At 57.1% G+C, this 18,062-nt stretch carries 13 protein-coding genes and 1 tRNA gene; 3 read left to right on the forward strand and 11 right to left on the reverse strand.

Annotated features, from left to right (window positions below; translation table 11 throughout):
- Positions 1-412: 412 nt before the first annotated feature.
- Positions 413-1,096, forward strand: a complete 684-nt coding sequence (locus ACXHRN_RS13165) for a sugar transferase (protein ID WP_488641897.1) — start codon at positions 413-415, stop codon at positions 1,094-1,096.
- A gap of 132 nt (positions 1,097-1,228) precedes the next feature.
- Here ACXHRN_RS13165 and ACXHRN_RS13170 read toward each other — a convergent pair whose 3' ends face one another.
- The 3 genes from ACXHRN_RS13170 to ACXHRN_RS13180 all read right to left on the reverse strand — a co-directional run bounded on the left by ACXHRN_RS13170 (position 1,229) and on the right by ACXHRN_RS13180 (position 6,295).
- Positions 1,229-1,849, reverse strand: a complete 621-nt coding sequence (locus tag ACXHRN_RS13170) for a TetR family transcriptional regulator (protein WP_488641753.1) — start codon at positions 1,847-1,849, stop codon at positions 1,229-1,231.
- 75 nt (positions 1,850-1,924) lie between these two features.
- The gene (locus ACXHRN_RS13175; protein WP_488641754.1) at positions 1,925-5,098 is read right to left on the reverse strand and encodes a multidrug efflux RND transporter permease subunit; all 3,174 of its coding nucleotides are present in this window, start codon (positions 5,096-5,098) and stop codon (positions 1,925-1,927) included.
- 9 nt (positions 5,099-5,107) lie between these two features.
- Positions 5,108-6,295, reverse strand: a complete 1,188-nt coding sequence (locus ACXHRN_RS13180) for an efflux RND transporter periplasmic adaptor subunit (protein WP_488641755.1) — start codon at positions 6,293-6,295, stop codon at positions 5,108-5,110.
- A 393-nt stretch (positions 6,296-6,688) separates the two neighbouring features.
- On the opposite strand from ACXHRN_RS13180, the gene ACXHRN_RS13185 reads away from it, so the two are divergent.
- Positions 6,689-8,587, forward strand: coding sequence for a CASTOR/POLLUX-related putative ion channel (locus ACXHRN_RS13185; protein ID WP_488641756.1), 1,899 nt, complete (start codon positions 6,689-6,691; stop codon positions 8,585-8,587).
- A gap of 131 nt (positions 8,588-8,718) precedes the next feature.
- A tRNA-Val gene (locus ACXHRN_RS13190) sits at positions 8,719-8,794 on the forward strand.
- An 891-nt stretch (positions 8,795-9,685) separates the two neighbouring features.
- On the opposite strand, the gene ACXHRN_RS13195 is transcribed toward ACXHRN_RS13190, so the two are convergent.
- From ACXHRN_RS13195 to ACXHRN_RS13230, 8 genes are all read right to left on the reverse strand, one after another.
- Positions 9,686-11,011: a calcium-binding protein gene (locus ACXHRN_RS13195; RefSeq protein WP_488641757.1), complete on the reverse strand. Its 1,326-nt coding sequence runs from the start codon at positions 11,009-11,011 to the stop codon at positions 9,686-9,688.
- A 237-nt stretch (positions 11,012-11,248) separates the two neighbouring features.
- Positions 11,249-11,941 (reverse strand): calcium-binding protein, encoded by a 693-nt coding sequence (locus ACXHRN_RS13200; protein ID WP_488641758.1) that lies wholly within the window; start codon positions 11,939-11,941, stop codon positions 11,249-11,251.
- A gap of 160 nt (positions 11,942-12,101) precedes the next feature.
- Positions 12,102-13,073, reverse strand: a complete 972-nt coding sequence (locus ACXHRN_RS13205) for a hypothetical protein (protein ID WP_488641759.1) — start codon at positions 13,071-13,073, stop codon at positions 12,102-12,104.
- A gap of 11 nt (positions 13,074-13,084) precedes the next feature.
- On the reverse strand, positions 13,085-14,233 hold the full coding sequence (locus ACXHRN_RS13210) for a glycosyltransferase family 4 protein (RefSeq protein WP_488641760.1): 1,149 nt from the start codon (positions 14,231-14,233) through the stop codon (positions 13,085-13,087).
- A gap of 93 nt (positions 14,234-14,326) precedes the next feature.
- Entirely contained in the window at positions 14,327-14,728 is a 402-nt protein-coding gene (locus ACXHRN_RS13215; RefSeq protein WP_488641761.1) for a GtrA family protein, read from the reverse strand.
- Positions 14,729-14,730: 2 nt separating this feature from the next.
- The gene (locus tag ACXHRN_RS13220; RefSeq protein WP_488641762.1) at positions 14,731-15,438 is read right to left on the reverse strand and encodes an HAD family hydrolase; all 708 of its coding nucleotides are present in this window, start codon (positions 15,436-15,438) and stop codon (positions 14,731-14,733) included.
- Positions 15,439-15,445: 7 nt separating this feature from the next.
- On the reverse strand, positions 15,446-16,354 hold the full coding sequence (locus ACXHRN_RS13225) for a UbiA family prenyltransferase (RefSeq protein ID WP_488641763.1): 909 nt from the start codon (positions 16,352-16,354) through the stop codon (positions 15,446-15,448).
- A gap of 127 nt (positions 16,355-16,481) precedes the next feature.
- On the reverse strand, positions 16,482-17,999 hold the full coding sequence (locus ACXHRN_RS13230) for an ArnT family glycosyltransferase (RefSeq protein ID WP_488641764.1): 1,518 nt from the start codon (positions 17,997-17,999) through the stop codon (positions 16,482-16,484).
- Between the last annotated feature and the right edge of the window lie 63 nt (positions 18,000-18,062).

Below are 18,062 nucleotides of genomic sequence, written 5' to 3' on the forward strand. Positions count from 1 at the left end.
TATCTCGATATCCCGGCCTTTTTGCAGTCGTAGCGCGTGTTTGCCGTCAGCAGGCAATGGTGGAAACATACCATCATCTCGCATCTGCGAAATGCGGGCTTTTCACAATCCCACCCAAAAATAGTCAGAATCACCACCGACATTGCGGTGAGCGCGGTTAGAATTTAATTCTATCTGCGTGGCTTGCGCGCCCTCCTGTGACAAAATTGCATAATTTGTACGCACTATTTGCCTCATTTCGTGCAAATGGCATCTAATCCGATCAATATTTACCTAAATAATGCATGGTGAATAAAATACTAAATCGAGGCTCGACTTTTCTCGCAAGTGCGATATAAAATCGCATCTGCAGATCAACCGAAAATGGTGCGAAGCGATGAGCTCGAACGAAACTCTCGGTACGACTCTTGGAATGCGGCTCGATGCAGCGGCCTTCGAGAAGAACACAAGCCTCCGGGGCTTTGACCATGCTGATGCCGTCAGCGACATTTCCATACAGCTGGCAGCCAAGCGCCTCATCGACATAGTGGTTTCCGGCACAGCGCTGCTGATACTGCTGCCACTGTTCGCGGTGGTAGCAATCGCGATCCGCTGGGAAAGCAAGGGGCCGGTGTTCTTCCGCCAGGTACGCTGGGGCAAGGACTGCAATCGGATCAACATCTACAAGTTCCGCTCCATGCGCGCCGATCTCGGCGATGCCACGGGCGTCCAGCAAACGGTGAAGAACGATCCTCGCGTTACCCGACTCGGCGCGTTCTTGCGCTCGTCAAATCTCGACGAACTGCCGCAGCTGATCAATGTGCTGAAGGGCGATATGTCGCTTGTCGGCCCGCGCTGCCATGCCATCGGCATGAAGGCGGCTGGCGTCCAATACGAAGAGCTGGTGCCGCACTATCATCAGCGTCATCACATGCGCCCCGGCATCACCGGTCTGGCCCAGATGCGCGGGCTGCGCGGCCCGACCGACACCTCGGCCAAGTCTCGCGCCCGAATCGCCTGCGACCTCTACTACATCGAGAATTACTCCCTGATGCTCGATCTCAAGATTGCCTATGGCACGGTTCGCAACGAACTGCTGGGCGGCTCGGGCTTCTGATCGGCCAATCCTCGGCTCTATGCTTGCTAATCGCAGAAGACAAAACCGGCGGAAATTCCGCCGGTTTTTTTGTATCTATGCGTCAATTAGGTCGCCTCGATATTCGGCGCTTTGGGGCAACCGGGCAGCATTCTAGACCTTCGCTGTCGCCCGGAAGCAGGTGAAAAGTCGCGACAAGCTCTGGCGACCTTCGGCCGCCAGATCGAACTGCATGCCGAAGCGCAGCCAGTCGCCGTAGAGGCCCTTCACCATCCACATGAACGTCCGGGCAGCCGTCTCCGGCGTCCAGCGATCCGACAGTTGGCCGTTGGCGCTGGCGTGCTGGAACGCCTTGATCAATGCGTCGCAATGAACATCATCCGCCTCACGCTGGCGTTCCAGGATACCGGCCATTTCTGGACTATAGTCGCATCGAAGCAGGATCGAATAAATGCGCTGCCGGCGCTCGTCGTGCGAAATCAGGTCGAGCCATTCGAGGCTGGTTCGTTCGATCAAGGCGAGTGGATCGGGGGGATTTGACTGCAGCTCCTGGAGGAACATGTCCTCCTGCGGCAGCGGCACGCATTCCTGCAGGACGAGCAGGACCTCGCTTTTGTTGGTGAAATGCCAGTAGATAGCGCCGCGCGTGACGCCGGCCTCGCGGGCAATGTCCTCAAGCGTCGTCTCGGGAATGCCCTTGTCGTAGAACAACCGTTCAGCAGCTGCGATGATGTTGGCCCGCGTTTCGGCGGCCTCAGCCTTGGTTCTGCGCATACCGTTGCCTCCTCCCTCTTGGCCCCGTTTGCGAGGAGGATGCGCCGCGAGCGGCGCATCCAGTCTTGTCGTATTTCATTCCGCCGATGCTGCCAGTGCAGTAGCCGGCTCGGCTTCAGGCACAGCGGGCGCTATCGGCGCAGCATCGTCCTTCTTCCTGCGCGTCACAAGCTTGGTGACGAAGACGAAGAAGATCGGCACGAAGAAAATCGCCAGCAACGTCGCCGTGATCATGCCGCCCATGACACCCGTGCCGATAGCACGCTGGCTGCCGGCACTAGCGCCAGTCGCGATTGCCAACGGCAGCACGCCGAGCGTGAAGGCGAGCGAGGTCATCAGGATCGGCCTGAAGCGCAGATGCGCCGCCTGCACCGTCGCTTCGAGCAGGCCCATACCTTCCTTGTGCAGGTCCTTGGCGAACTCGATGATCAGGATGGCGTTCTTCGCCGACAGCCCGATAATCGCGATCAGGCCGACCTTGAAGTAGACGTCGTTGGACATGTCGCGCATCGTCACGGCAAGCACCGAGCCGATGACGCCGAGCGGCACGACCATCATGACGGCGATGGGGATCGACCAGCTCTCATAGAGCGCCGCCAGCACCAGGAACACCAAGAGGCACGATAGCCCGATCAGGATCGGCGCCTGCGTACCGGACTGGATTTCCTGCAACGACTGCCCCGTCCATTCAAAGCCGAAGCCTGGAGGAAGCTGGCCGGCAAGCCGTTCCATTTCGGTGATGGCATCGCCCGAGGAGTAGCCGGGCTTGGCCTCGCCACCGATACGAACCGACGGATAGCCGTTATAGCCTACGGTCTGCGACGGCCCGATGGACCATTTGATGGTGGCAAAGGCCGAGATCGGCACCATGCCGCCATTCGAGTTGCGGACATTGAGCTTCAGGAGGTCAGCGGTCTGCATGCGCTTGCTCTCGTCGGCCTGAACCGTCACACGCTGCAGGCGGCCCGCATTAGGGAAGTCATTGACGTAGGACGAACCGAGATTGGTCGCGATCGTGGCATTGATATCGGCAAACGAGACGCCGAACGTATTGGCCTTCTCGCGATCGATCACCAGGTCAACCTGTGCCGCTTCCGGCATGCCTTCAACGCGGATCCCCTGCAGAATTGGGCTTTGCGACGCCATGCCGAGAAGCTGGTCGCGAGCGGCGGCAAGCGCCGCCGATCCCAGCCCTGCCCTGTCCTGCAGACGGAAGGAGAAGCCGTTGGTCGTGCCGAGGCCCTGGATGGCCGGCGGCGAGAGTGCGAAGCTGATCGCGTCCTTGATACCACCCCACATCTGCATGGAGGCGCGACCGGCAATCGCCTCGGCCGAGTTGGCGGCGTCGCGCTCGCTCCAATCCTTGAGCGAAACGAAGGCCAATCCGGCATTATCGCCGGTGCCGTTGAAGCTGAAGCCCTTGATGGCGATGACGCGATTGACCGCCGGCTCCTTCTTGAAGATGCCCTCGATCTGCTCGATAACGCTGTTGGTGCGATTGGCCGCAGCTTCGGTGGGCGTCTGGACGTTGACGATCACGAAACCCTGGTCCTCGTTCGGCAAGAATGACGACGGCAGCTGGATGAACAGCCAGCCGAGACCGACCAGCAGTGCGCCATAGACGATCATGAACCGGCCCGTGCGACGCACGAGGCCGCCGACGAACCAGCTGTAGCCATGTGACGTCTTGTCGAAGCCCTTGTTGAACCAGCCGAAGGGGCCACGCTTGCTGGCATGGTCACCCTTGGGGATCTGCTTGAGGAAGGTCGCGCAAAGCGCCGGAGTCAGCGACAGAGCCAGAAGTGCGGAGAACAGGATCGAGACGACCATGGTCAAGCTGAACTGGCGGTAGATGACGCCCACGGCGCCGGGGAAGAAAGCCATCGGGATGAACACCGCGCAGAGCACCAGCGTGATACCGATAACGGCACTGGTGATCTGCTTCATGGCCTTGCGGGTGGCTTCCTTCGGCGTCAGTCCTTCTTCCGACATGATGCGCTCGACATTTTCGACGACGATGATCGCGTCGTCGACGAGGATACCGATCGCCAGCACCATGGCGAACATGGTGAGCACATTGATCGAAAACCCGGTCGCCAACATGACCGCGCAGGTCCCGAGCAGCGCAATCGGCACGACGATGGTCGGGATGAGCGTGTAGCGGAAGTTCTGCAGGAACAGGAACATGACGATGAAGACCAGCGCCACGGCTTCAAGAAGCGTGTGCATGACCTTCTCGATCGAGATCTTCACGAACGGGCTGGTGTCATAGGGAATGACGTACTTGACGCCGGGCGGAAAGATCTTCGAAAGCTCGGTCATGCGTGCCTGCACAGCTTCCGACGTCGCCATGGCGTTGGCGGTCGGCGAAAGCTGGACGCCGATGGCAGCGGCAGGCTTGCCGTCGAGGCGAGCCGAGAAGTTATAGGACTGGCCACCGATTTCGATCCGCGCAACGTCGCGCAGGCGGACCGTCGAACCATCCGGATTGGCGCGCAGGATGATCGAGCCGAATTCCTCCGGCGTCCCCAACTGGCCCTTGACGAGGACGCTGGCACTGATTTCCTGGGTGATCGGGTTGGGCTGCGCGCCGATGCGACCGGCTGCAATCTGCGCGTTCTGCGTCTGGATCGCCGCAGTGACATCATTCGCCGTGAGGTTAAGGCCCACCATCTTGTCCGGATCGAGCCAGATGCGCATCGACCGTTCGGTCGAAAACAGCTGCGCGCGGCCGACACCCGGCACGCGGCGGATTTCGGACAGCACGTTGCGGCTCATATAGTCGCCGAGGCCGATGGCATCCATCGAATCGTCGTCGGAGGTCAGGGCGACGACCATCAGGAAGCCGGCACCGGCCTCTTCGACCTGAATACCCTGCTGGGTGACGATGTCTGGCAGGCGCGGCTCTACTCGGCGAACGCGGTTCTGGACATCGACGGCGGCCTGGCCGGCATTGGTGCCCGGCGCGAAAGTCGCCGTGATGCTGATGACGCCCGACGAATCCGAGGTGGATTCGAAATAAAGCAGGCCGTTGATGCCGTTCAACTCGTCCTCGATGAGGCGCGTGACGCTCTGATACATTTCTTCCGACGTGGCGCCGGGATAGGTGGCGTTGACTGAGATCTGCGGCGGAGCGACCTTGGGATACTGCGAGATCGGCAGCATCGGCAATGCGATCGCGCCGGCGACCATGATAAGAATGGCGACAACCCAGGCGAAGATCGGACGATCAATGAAAAAACTAGGCATTGTTTGTCCTCACTTCGTGCTTGAGGACTGATCGGCAGGCTTTTCCGCCACGGCAGCCGGTTTCCAGTCGGCAGGCGCGACCTTGGCGCCCGGCCGGATCTTCTGGAAGCCTTCGACGATAACCTTCTCGCCTTCCTTGAGGCCGGAAGCGATCACCCAACGCTCGCCGATGACGCGGCCGGCACCGACGGGGCGAAGCTCAGCAACATCATCCTTGCCCACGACGTAGATAAGCGACCGACCCGAGGCATCGCGCTGTACGGCCTGCTGCGGCACGGCAATGGCATTCTTCTCGACGCCCTGCTCGATTTCGACGCGAACATACATTCCAGGCAGCAGATCGCCGTCCGGATTGGGGAACTCGCCGCGCAGGATGACCTGGCCGGTCGTCGCATCGACCGCAGCTTCGGAGAACAGCAGCCGTCCCGGATGAGCATACGGCGTACCGTCGTCCATCAGCAGCTTCACAGGCGCCTCGCCCGGCGTCGAAATGACGCCACCGCTCTCAAGCGCCTTGCGCAAGCGGATAAGGTCGGCAGCAGGCTGGGTGAAGTCGGCATAGACGGGATCAAGCTGCTGGATGGTTGCGAGATTTTCCGAACCATTGGCGCTGACCAGCGCGCCTTCGGTGATCAGCGCGCGGCCGATACGGCCACTGATCGGCGCAGTCACGCTCGCATATTGCAGATTGAGCTTAGCAGAGGAAAGACCGGCTTCGGCGGACGCCACATCGGCATCTGCCGTCGCAAGCTCGGCAACCGCATTGTCGACGTTCTGGGCACTGGTAACGTTGGCCTTCTTCAGTTCCTGCTGTCGGTCGATCGCCTGACTGGCTTGCAACTGCACTGCCTTGGCGCGTCGAAGCGTCGCCTCGGCACTGGCCACCTGGACCTTAAACGGCTCGGGATCGATCTGGTAAAGGAGATCGCCCTTCTTGACCACCGCGCCCTGCTCGAAAACGCGGGATACGATGATGCCGCTGATGCGCGGCCGGACTTCGGCGATACGGGTCGGCGCAATACGACCCGGCAGTTCGTTCATGATGGGCAAGGCCTCGGCCTTGGTGGTCATCACGGCCACAGCCGTCGGCGGGAAAGCCGGCGCGGCAGCATTCTGCGGCGCCTTATCCTCCGAGCAACCCGCGAGTGCAACAATGCCGGCGAACGCGGCGAAGGAAACAAAGCGATTGATTTTCATAGGTAATTCCACATGCAAATTGGCTGGGCCATATCTCGGGAGGAAAGCGCGGCATCGCAAGTGCATGCACGCAAAATAATCGGCGTCACTTACAAACGTTCATGTATGTTTATCAAATCCGTGCGAAGAATCAATGGTGCGGCGCACAAAAATATGAGTCGAGAGGTCAATTTGTCTTAGAAGCCGGCCAGGCGCCTGAGAGGGACACTAAACAGCGTTGTGCGATATGATTGATATCGTTTGTCGTTTAAGCCGGCATTCAGCACATAAATTCGCAAACTATTCTTGTTTTCAACACTCTAAACGAAGATCCCGCGTTTCTCACGGGCAGAAAATACTCTATTTCCAGTTCAGCCGGCTAATGATTCTGGCCGCGAATCCAGGGGAAACAGCATGAAATCGAGCCACTCTCTCAGTGCGCGCCTGCGCTACTGGTTCGACCGGACCATGTCGGCCGGCACGGCAGCGCTCATAGGATGGCTAGGCGTGATTTCGCTGGTCATCATCCTGGCCTTCGGCGCGGTGATCACCATCAGCGGAATCGCCCAGGATGACGGCCAGCCGATCGGCTTTGCCGAAGCAACGTGGGAATCGCTGATGCGCACCTTGGATTCGGGCACGATGGGTGGCGACACCGGCTGGGTGTTCCGCGGGCTGATGCTGCTTGTCACACTCTCGGGCATCTTCGTCGTTTCCACGCTTATCGGTCTGCTAAGCTCCGGCATCGAAGCAAAGCTCGACGAATTGCGCAAGGGGCGCTCGCTGGTGCTTGAGAAGGATCACACCATCATTCTCAACTGGTCGGCATCAATTTTCGACGTCATTTCCGAACTGGTGATCGCCAATGAAAGTCGCAAGCGGCCGCGCATCGTTGTCATGGCCAACCGCGACAAGGTGGAGATGGAGGATGAGATATCCGCCAAGATCGCGGATCTCAAGAACACCAAGGTGATCTGCCGCAGCGGCGACCCCGCCGATCTCTACGATCTCGCCATCGTCAATCCCGACCAGTCGCGCTCGATCGTCATCCTGTCGCCGGAACTGGACGACCCCGATTCCAGTGTCATCAAGACGATCCTGGCGCTGACCCAGGCGCCCGGCCGCCGCAAGAAGAAATACCAGATCGCGGCGGAAATCCGCAGTGTCGAAAATGCCGAACTCGCCCGCACCGTGGGCGGCGAAGAGGCACAACTGGTGCTCGCCGACGACCTGATCTCGCGCATCGTCGTCCATTCCAGCCGCCAGCCCGGCCTCTCCGGCGTCTATACCGAACTGCTCGATTTCGACGGCTCGGAAATCTACACGATCGAGGAGAAGGAACTGGTCGGCAAGAGCTTTGCCTTTGCCGCCTTTTGCTATGAAGCCTGCACACTGATGGGCATCATCGACAACAATAACGAGGTGCAGCTCAACCCCGAGGCCAATCGCACGATCAAGGCGGGCGAAAAGCTGATCGTGATTGCCGAGGACGACGACAAGATCCTGATGAAGAAGTTCACCGGCAAGGTGGATGGCGGGCTAATCCGCAGCGCCACCCCGAAGGAGATTCGCCCCGAGCGGACGCTGATGCTGGGCTGGAACCGGCGGGCGCCTCTCATCGCCGCAGAGCTCGACCGCTTCGTTGCTCCGGGATCGACGTTGACCGTGGTCGCCGACAACGACGGCTTCGAGCAAGCGGCCGGCGCGATCGCGCTCGCCAAGGGCAATCTGGCGCTCGAGGTGCATGCGGGCAGTTCTTCGGACCGCGAATTGCTGCGCGGGCTGCATCCCCTCTCCTACGACCACATCCTCGTGCTGGGCTATACCGAGCATATGGCGGCGCAGCCCGCCGACACCCGCACGCTGGTGACGCTGCTGCATCTGCGCAAGATCGCCGAGGAAGCCGGCCAGCACGCCAGCGTGGTCAGTGAAATGATCGATGTGAGAAACCGCGAGTTGGCCGAAGTCAGCCGGGCCGACGATTTCGTCGTCAGCAACAAGCTGGTCAGCCTGATGCTCGCCCAGGCAGCCGAGAATGAATATATGGCGCGGATCTTCGGCAGCCTGCTCGACGAGGAAGGCTCGGAAATCTACCTGCGCCCGGCCAGCGATTATGTCGTGCTCGACAAGCCGCTGGATTTCTATACCGTCACCATGGCAGCGGTGAAGCGCGGCGAAGTGGCGCTCGGCTACCGCCGCAAGGGCGCGGAAGACGGCGGCCGTAAGCTCGGCGGTGTGGTGATCAACCCCGCGAAAGCAGCAAAACTGACATTCTCGACCGAGGATTACATCGTCGTGCTGTCGGCGAGCTGATTGGAATGCGGCTGGGCAGATCGAGTTCGGCCTGCTTTTTCACCGCTTGGGGAAAAATCGAAAAGGCGGGCAAAGGCACTTGCCTTTTCAGGCCAATCACTCTAGATCAGCCCCACCCCAGCGGGTCGCGGGGGCGATTAGCTCAGTTGGTAGAGCGCTTCGTTTACACCGAAGATGTCGGCGGTTCGAGTCCGTCATCGCCCACCATTCATTTTTCAATTCATATCATTTATTTGCGTCGGATTTTTCAAAAACCACAGCGCGGTGCGGCTAAGCAGCGACTTTTAAAGAATAGACAAAAAGGCAACTCCGCATTACATTAGCAATGCTTGTAGAAGCGATCGGTGACGAAGGCAGAGCACTCTAGTCTGGCTTCGTAGCCGGCATGAGAGCATACCCCGGACCGGGATGGTCTGCCATTGACCATCAGAAGCGCGTCGTGAGACAACGTGATTTTCGCTCCCCTGCGACGGTCCGGGTTCTGCAGACAGTGCTTTTCTGCGATCCTGTCTTGTCCCCTTGGATGACTTGGCGCTTCCGTTAAACCATCACGAAGCCTCCAAGCTATCCTCAGATCTTTCCCAACACGACAAAGAATCGCGACATTTCCATGAAACAATTCCACAGTATTAATCCAGTCATCCGGGCGTGATGGCCTCGCCATCTGACGAGTTTCGCAAATTCGCGTTGTTACATTAGTAACCGCCCGGGTACAGTTCAACGGCGACGGGGCTTCTTTCTTGCAGTTGCTCAAAAGAACCCTCACCCTCCGAACAGAAAGACCTGCATGCTTCTTCCGTGCTCGCACCGCTGAGCAGACTCTTTGCCCACCTGGCCAGAGACGTGTCGCATGAGGTCAGATATTCGGATGTTAAAACCGGCAGAGCCGTTATCATCCGACACTTCCTGCCAGCAACTCTTTGACTACAGCGCAGCGGAGAACGAATTCTGCCGCAGCGGACTTATCCAGCCGGTCAGTCCCAGCCAGCCAGTCAGCAACGCTCAGCTTTCAAACGAATGCATGCGGCAAGAATCCTCTTCGCAGCACATCTGGTGACAACGCTGTCAACCACGTGACAAGAGGTGAGCGGAAAGTCTTTAGAACAGGAAGTCCCGCTTCGTGAGGTCCGACAACTGGACATCCACGAGCACAATCTGGCTGGTGTCATCGGTTATCACTACATCCGCCCCAACTTGGTGTATATGGGAATGTTTCAGGTCGCTAAAACTTAGTATCGCTGACACGTCCGTGAGATCAAGCACGTCATGCTGCGAGCCCTTCGCATGAAAGTCGATGACCCTGTCCTTGCCGTGCCCATCTGCAAATACGAAATGGTCGCGAGCCGAGCCTCCCGCCAGCCGGTCATTTCCTTGCTCTCCGACAATGTGATCTCGACCGCTTCCGCCTGTGATAACGTCCCCGCCGGCCCCTCCGTGGATGTGATCCGCGCCGATACCGCCATCCAGCGTATCGCCGCCGGTGCCACCACTGACAAGATCGTTGCCTGCGCCCGCGGAAATATTATCCCGACCTCCGAGTCCCGAGAGGCTGTTCACCGCCGAGTTGCCCTGAATCTTATTGCGGAGGGCGTTTCCGGTTCCGTCTATTGCGGCCGCGCCCGTAAGAACAAGGTTCTCGAAGAAATCCCCCAGCGTGTATCCGACGGACGTGTTGACAACGTCTGCTCCACCGCCCGCGATTTCCACCAGATTCAGGCCAAGCTGATCGATGTAAAAAGTGTCGTTACCCGTCCCTCCAAAGACGCTGCCTGTAACAGTTCCCCCCACAGATATGAAGGTATCGGCGCCGCTGCGCAGATAGACGTCACCGACAAACTGACCGTGATTTTCTACATTGTCTCGCTCGGAGCTTCCTGCATAGGCGTATTTTGAGCCTTGGATGGTTCCGCCTTGGGCGTTGAGAAGTTCAAATGTACCCGATGTAGCCGTTACCGAGACGCCGACCAAGCCCTCGATTGTGCCATAATTTTTGACTTCACTATTGGCCCCAGCGACGCTTGCACCGGTGTTGTCGGAGGAGATGGAGCCATGAACATCATTAGTTAAACGACTCTCTTCGCCATAAAGGCGCACACCAAAATCAATTGCATCAATCGTTCCGTCATTGAATACTTTACAATTATTGTCGAGCATCAATATTGCGCTTTTCGCCGAATGGATCGCCCCGCCGTCTTCTACTATCACGGTTGTATGGTTGGCTTTCAGGTGAAAAGCATTGAAATTGCCTGTGGTCTGGACTGTCCCCCTTATGGTAAAGGTATTGTATTCCCAGGATTTTCCTCCGAAGAACGCTTGATCGTGTGCCACATCCACGGTAACGCCCGCGAGAACCACCCAGCTGTCGAAATCGGCCTCAGTATTGAACCCCGATGTCGCGTTGCTCGTAATCTTATGCTTAGCCATCTTTCATCCTCGATGGTGCGATGCAGCCGATTTCATAGATGCACACTCGCTCTACTCGTCCATGAAGGAGAAGAACACGACACAAGCGGGCATTTCTCAAGAACATTCGGCGTCTACTTGCTATGCACCCCTATTCTTCTTCAGACAATATACCATTCGGCATACAATGCCCCCCGTCTCATCAGAAAGTATGACATTTCTCGTCGTTCGCCCGCTGCAACAAACGAGGCATGGATATCAGAACAGGAAATCGTCAGCTCTCAGATCGCTCTTATCCAGGTGATACATGCGCAGATAGTTTCCGTCATTGAAGGTGATCTTCAGCTCGCCGTTTTCCATTATGGCATGCGCCAGGAGGTCGTCGAAATCTCGTATAAATGCGACCTGCGAGACATCCACGACATCGTGCTGTTTGCCGCTTGTCGCAAAATCGTAAATGTTGTCGCTTCCATCTGACGCGTCGACGACAAAGACATCCCTTTGCGCCCCGCCGAACATTTGGTCATCTCCGTTCCCACCAATGATAACGTCGGAACCGCCATTGCCTTTGAGCCGGTCGGCGCCATCTCCACCGAGGATATGGTCCCGGCCGGAATTGCCGAACAGCCAGTCATCGCCACCAGCTCCGATCAATTTCGCTTTGCCGTAGCTGAATCGGTTTGAACTCAGATCCACCACGTCATCGCCGCCTCGCATATCGAAAACCGTGATGTCTTCCAGGCGCGGGCTGGAGAACAGTTTGTTGTCAAGGAAAACGAGGTCGCTCGCTTTGGTTCCGAGAAGCTTGGTGCCGTTCGGGTCACCCTGCCAGAAATCAGGATTGGCATGGCCGAGAAAATCTTGCACGACGTCATCCGTTGGATTGGCCGGATTGACAACATCAACCATTGTGACTGTTAAGAATGCGCCGGTCCACTGAAGCGTTTTCATTGGCCGTCCTCCCCGTCCGTAAGCATCTGTTAAAGTAAGCGCACCGTCAATGGAACGCTCACAGATATGCACTGAAAACCAGCTACAAGGCTGAGGGAAGCCGCTTTGGATAGACCCGTCCATGTATTGATGCGCAGACACATGGTCAGATAGAGTAGATTCATCCAGTAGTCACAACATAGCCATATGCCCTGAGATCTATTCCGGCGAGAGATGAGGTGCGGCTGTTGCTCTCGGCGTAGCTCGTGCCGACCCAGTTTCGGATCCGCGTGTTGATGGCGTTGTGAAGCTTGTCGTCAATCCATTTTGGCGTGACAAGCCGAAATGCCCGTTCGAGAACCGCGAACCGTCTTTGGAAGCGCGGAATATTGATGAGGGCCCCGCGACTGAGTTCGTTGTTGCTAAAAAATCGATTTCCCCACCGTTGAGCAAGTTGCATCGTCACCGGCCGCCGTTGATTGCTGACAACAGCCGGCATGGAGGACGGTGGTTCGCGATGAGCGAATACGGATATCCGCTGGAGAAATTGTGGCAAGTCCTGCACCATCATTTCAAATGGCAGGACCAGCACACGCTCTGCACCGAACAGTTTATGATAGTAAGAGATCAGCAGATCGAACTCATACACTTCCCGGCGAAATCCCGGCATTCGGCCAAGTCTCGGCTCAGGCTGTTCGAGGAAGCGCGAGAGGGACAGGTCTCCGCCATCGGTAATCGACTGGCTGTATAATGAGCGTATCAGCGATACTTGTTCGCGAACAATGATGAGCACGCGCGATCCTGGGAACGTCTCGGCGAGCCGTTGCGCGATCAGCATCCGATCGTAGCCTCCACTTGGAGGATATCCCGATAACCTTTCATGACTCAGGACGAAACACAGAGCTTTCGCAGCTGCGGCGTCAATAAACGGCTGGTACACGGCGGCGCATTGATCGGCGTCGAACTTGAAGTTGTCGGGAAAGACAATATCCCGAACGATGCGCGTGCGGTTTTCGCCGACGTCACTGGAAAATCCGTTTTCAGGTTTGAAGAAGTGGTTCTGAAGGTAAGTTGAGCCGGTTTTGTGATAGCCGATATGCAACAGGACCTCGGGCTGCCGATCGTTCGTGAAACTCAACGTTGCCTCGTCCACATTCGCCTCCTCTACCGCAACGCCTGCCACCAAGAGCCAAGCCGCATTCCCTTCTTCGCCCGGCGCTCCATCCTGCTGCAGTGGACACTGTGAAAGCAGGCGTCCCACTTGCCCATGATGACCTCACTTGCAAATCTGGAGGTGACGTTCTGTGCCCGTTCTGCTATCTCGCGCCGAAGCGCTTCATCTTGCATCAATTGCCGCATGGCGGCTGCAAGCCGGTGAGCATCGTCGACCGGTACAAGCAAGCCGGAGACATCAGCCTCTATGATCTCGGAAGGGCCAAAATCGCAATCGGTCGAAATGACCGGCAGCCCGGCGGCCATCGCCTCGACCAGGACGTTGGGAAATCCCTCGTATCGTGAGCTCAACACAAAGATCGAAGCGTCACGTATCCAGTCGCCGGCGCGTTCCGTAACACCCGGCATATGGACCCGGTCCTCCAGCATCGACGACGTAATTTGGTTTTGCAAGTCAACCCGATCGGGACCCTCGCCGTAAATTGTCATGGACCAGTCGGGAAAGTCGGCTGCGACCTTGCCGAATGCTTCGATCAGGATATCAAAACCCTTTTGTCCGACTAAACGGCCGACCGCGACAAGACCGAGAGTGCGGTTGGGCTCGCCGTTCCTTTCGGGTAGTTGGCAAGGATTTCCGATGACGAAGGCCTTCGACCTCAGCGCTGCAGGAAGCGTTTGCGCAATCGCCATTGTCTGCATCACCAGCGCGTCTGCCTGCTGTAATATGAAAGCTGACACTACTTTCCACAACCAGTGCCTCTCCTGCACCTGCGGATTGTTTCGTTCGGAAATAATCACCGGGACATTCAGCCGACGTGTAGCAATTACGGAGAGGATATTAATCTTGGTAAGAAACGAGGCTACGAGGTCGGGACGCAATCGTTTGAACTCGGCCCTCAACATCAGGACACGCCTGAAACTCCGTATGAAGCCGATCCTGAGAAGTCCGCTGGTATCGTTTTCGACCAGCCGGTGAATCATCGCATCGGGATGCAAGGGGAAATAGCTTTCTTCATCTGCTTGCACAAAGGCGAAGACATGTACTTCGTCGCCTCGGTTGCATCTGTCGCCCGCCAAGAGGCTGACGACACGTTCTGTCCCCCCGGCGCTCAAGCCTGCCTGCACGATCGCAATGCGCATTTCCATCCTCTTGCGTTCTTAGAAGTGCAAATGCGCACTACCGCATGATCTTAATGTTCGTTCCGCACATTGGCGCCAAGAGCCGAACCTCCTTCACTGCTTGTAGGAAAATACGAATTTCTTGTTCATCACGAAGTTGAATATCAAAACGATCAGTATGGTAAAGAACTGCGCCAACAAGTAGTTCATGGCGTGCGAAAAAGCATAGAAGATAATAGCGTTAAGAAAAAACCCGAAAAAAGCAACGGTTGCAAATCGCGGAAATACGATACTATGCGGAGCGTCGGAGCCGAACGTAAACGTCCTCTGGAGCAAGTAGTTTACGACCACGGCCACGACAAACGCTGCACATGACAGCGCGGTTTCTGGAGCTCTGATTGATTGAACGAGAAGGAACAATGCGACTATTTGCACGACGGCTGCTATGGCGCCAGCCGTGAGGTAGCGGAGAACCATGGACGTTTCGAAGATCGAAGCAAGCCTGATATGGTTCATCTTCACTTTCCCGCTCCGCGCAGCAGATCTTGGAACATACTGTCTTTGTAGCTAGTAAACGTGTCGACGCCCGGAATACTTTTCGCCGTGCGTATCAAGGCGCGAACACCCAGCTTGTTTGCCACGGCCCAATCTCGTTCCACCCTGTCACCGATCATGATCGCGCTTTCTGCAGGGACATTGCCTAGCTGCAGCAAACGGTGCAGCCCGAGCGGATGCGGCTTCAGGAAGCCGATTTCGGGGTCGCCAGCCGAAACGACGATATCCGCATCAAGGCGCAGGGCCTCCATCTTGTCGCGAGCCGGATAATCGGAGAACACTCCGATGGTCTTGCGTTGCTCAGCAGCCGCTCGAAACACCTCTGCCAGACCTGGCAAGCGATAGCGAAGCAGCACCCGAAGTGGTCTGCGTTCCATCCACTCGTCCACCACCTTTTGCACCGTGGAAGCGTCGCAACCACATTGTTCTGCCACGAGTTCATATTGGCGGTCGACGAAATTCGGCGCCATGCTTTCTGCCAGTTCTTCGCGAAGCTGTCGAAAAACGCGCAGGATGCGCAGCACATCAAAGCTTCTCGACTTCATTACATGGACCAGCAAAGACGCGAGCATTGAAATCCGCATCGGCCGCTGATCATACAAGGTTCCGTCGACATCAAAAACGATAAGTTGGATCCTGCTCCAGTCCAAGGGGCCATTTACAAGCGGCATTTTAGCTCTACCAAGACGCTGGGAAACTGATGAAAGATGCGGATGTGAAGTAGTCCAGGAAAGGCATGTCCACGAACGTGCCAACGACAAAAGCGACAACAGTCGCCCCCAGCATCACCGTGAGGCGGCGCGAATGGAACAGCCGCTCGGGTCGCTGCGCAACCGAACCCGGCCTCGTGGCAAGCCACAAATAGACAGCGAAAAGCCCGGCTATGCACGGAAAGACGATTATGTATTCGATGCGGTACTTGATGAGAAAGACGCCCAGCAGGAAGGCCGACATCATCGCGTAAACAAAGCAGGAAACCATCAGGCTTTCCTGAGTGTAAAACCGGAACGAGCGGCGATAGAAACCCAGCACCGCGGTACCCGAGGTCGCCACGATTTCCCTGAATTCGCCGAGCCTTTTGGCGCACATGAGAAATGCGCCGACCATCCAATAGCCGAGCAACACGCTGCTCGGCGGCAATGTACTCCCATCGACCATAGCCCAGCCAAGCAGCAGCCGGATCGGATTGTTGATCGATTCACTCAGCACATCGAGATAAGGCTTGTCCTTGGTGCGCACGGGCGAAACATTGTAGATCAGCCCCGAAACGGCGAACGCCAATGATGTGAAGAAGAACAGTTTGCCGACGAAATAGGCCGCGAGCAGACCAACCAGAGCCAGAATCACATACTCGGCATAGACAAAGCGAGGGTCGAGTACGGATACGACGGAACTGCGCTGTGACTTTGTCGGGTGAGCGGCATCGAACTCCCTGTCCAGCCACTCGTTGATCACATAGTTCGCGGACGCAATGCAGACGGCGCTGAAGAGGCCCACGACGACAGAGAAAACCAGGTTGGTTACTTGAGCGTGTTGCAAGGCGTAAGCGAGGACAATGCCCGGCACAATGAAGATGTGCTTCGTCATGTGATCGAATCTGGCGATCGCTATATAATCCTTGATCGTACCTCGACGCACCGGAGAACTTTTCCTCAAGCTGCCTTCCAAAGCCATTGCGTATCCTCCAGGATCGTCAGCGCGTGTCGCCAAACATTTAGGGGCCGTAGATCCTACCATCAGGTTGAATCTGCATCTGTTTCAATGCGGCGTCTTTGCGGAGGTCGTCCTCCGCCGCCAGATAGAAGCGCCAGTCGACGTTATCGACAAAAACCACGTAGGCGTTGCCCTGCTGAAGGGTATCCCTCAGAGTGGTGATCTGTGCTGCATAGGGATTGTCGTTATCTTCTACGCCGGTTCGTCGCTCGAATTTGGTGGGCACCATTTTGGCGTGCCTGCCGGTCAGGTAATTTATAGCATCGGGCGCATTGCTGAATATCTGTGCGTCGCGCGGCAAGCGTTCCACCGCAAGGATAATCGGCGAGCTTCGCCATTTTGGCCCCTGATACCCGAGTCCATCGAGATAAGCCTCTCGCGTTTGGCTGCCCGTCCTAACGGCATGGCCCGCGATCACGACAATCATCAGCAGGACGACGGCAAGTTCCGCCATTGGCGGCCAACTATGTCGGCGCTCTCCCAGGGCGGAAAAAATAACCACGATAGAAGCGATGTATACGGGGAAAAGGTAGCGCCCGTTGAGAGGGAGGTTTGCTTCAATGTTGACCGCAACGATCAGGAAAGCGAGGTACCAAGCAGCCGACAGGCCGAAAACGGCTGAGAGCACGTCGGGTCTCGAAATACTGCCATCTCTTGCCACCCGCATGCAAGCGCGCCAAGTCAAGTAGGCGACTCCCAAGATCAGGCAGAGAGTAAGGGTGTAGCGGATGATGGCGGGGACAAGCGTGGGAATCATGAATGCCGACAGGCTGTCCACACCGGAAAGCCAACGTTCGTCGTCTGGATTGCCATTCAAAGCAAAAGAGCGCCCCGTCGCCCGTCCTGTCATCACCTTGCTGGCAACCGCCCACAAGGTAAAAATGGCGCCGCTGACCGCGCCAAGCAATAGAATGTTACGGATGCGGCGAGCAAGGCTCCACTTTGCATCGCATATCAGCAGCAGCGTTGCGAACGCCAAGGCGAATGGAGCAGCTGTGAAACGCGTCAGCATGCACAGGCCGAGCGATATGCCCGCCAAACCCAATACCCGTATGTCACCCTCTTCGATGAATCTCACCAGCAACAATATCGTCGCGAGGATGAGGAAAAGAAACAGCGGCTCGGACATGGCAACGATGTGAGCCCGGACGAACTGAGGCGCCAGCACCGTCAGTAACATCGCCATGATCACAAGATAGAACCGGTTCCCGACCGCCGCATTGAATATGTAAACCAGCAGAAGCGTGTTGGCGACGTAGAGCAAAAGGCCGGCGGCATAAGCAACAGCATCATGCCCGGCACCCATCAACGGCCCCAATTGCAAAAGCCACGAATAGAGCGGCGCGTCATAGGGTACCGGGCTTATCTGCATATAGCGCGTCGAGTCCGGCAAAATTCCAATGCCATGATGCGTGCTGATTACGAACAGTCCGACACTAAGCGCAGCGAAAAATAGATACAGGAGGGACGTCCGCCCTGCCCTCGCTTCAACCCGGTCAAAAACTGCGGCAATCGGCATGCGCTTCGACCCCTCGGATCTTGGCTTTACATCACCATGAAAGACTTTCCACGCAGGGCCTTC

The organism is Shinella sp. OV683 (genome assembly GCF_057787725.1).

Bases quoted from the DNA above. Each gene is read 5' to 3' on its own strand.
- ACXHRN_RS13230 (WP_488641764.1), bottom strand. From the start codon at position 17,999: ATGCCGATTGCCGCAGTTTTTGACCGGGTTGAAGCGAGGGCAGGGCGG.
- ACXHRN_RS13175 (WP_488641754.1), bottom strand. From the start codon at position 5,098: ATGCCTAGTTTTTTCATTGATCGTCCGATCTTCGCCTGGGTTGTCGCC.
- ACXHRN_RS13215 (WP_488641761.1), bottom strand. From the start codon at position 14,728: ATGAACCATATCAGGCTTGCTTCGATCTTCGAAACGTCCATGGTTCTC.
- ACXHRN_RS13185 (WP_488641756.1), top strand. From the start codon at position 6,689: ATGAAATCGAGCCACTCTCTCAGTGCGCGCCTGCGCTACTGGTTCGAC.
- ACXHRN_RS13220 (WP_488641762.1), bottom strand. From the start codon at position 15,438: ATGCCGCTTGTAAATGGCCCCTTGGACTGGAGCAGGATCCAACTTATC.
- ACXHRN_RS13200 (WP_488641758.1), bottom strand. From the start codon at position 11,941: ATGAAAACGCTTCAGTGGACCGGCGCATTCTTAACAGTCACAATGGTT.
- ACXHRN_RS13165 (WP_488641897.1), top strand. From the start codon at position 413: ATGCGGCTCGATGCAGCGGCCTTCGAGAAGAACACAAGCCTCCGGGGC.
- ACXHRN_RS13195 (WP_488641757.1), bottom strand. From the start codon at position 11,011: ATGGCTAAGCATAAGATTACGAGCAACGCGACATCGGGGTTCAATACT.
- ACXHRN_RS13225 (WP_488641763.1), bottom strand. From the start codon at position 16,354: ATGACGAAGCACATCTTCATTGTGCCGGGCATTGTCCTCGCTTACGCC.
- ACXHRN_RS13180 (WP_488641755.1), bottom strand. From the start codon at position 6,295: ATGAAAATCAATCGCTTTGTTTCCTTCGCCGCGTTCGCCGGCATTGTT.
- ACXHRN_RS13170 (WP_488641753.1), bottom strand. From the start codon at position 1,849: ATGCGCAGAACCAAGGCTGAGGCCGCCGAAACGCGGGCCAACATCATC.
- ACXHRN_RS13210 (WP_488641760.1), bottom strand. From the start codon at position 14,233: ATGCGCATTGCGATCGTGCAGGCAGGCTTGAGCGCCGGGGGGACAGAA.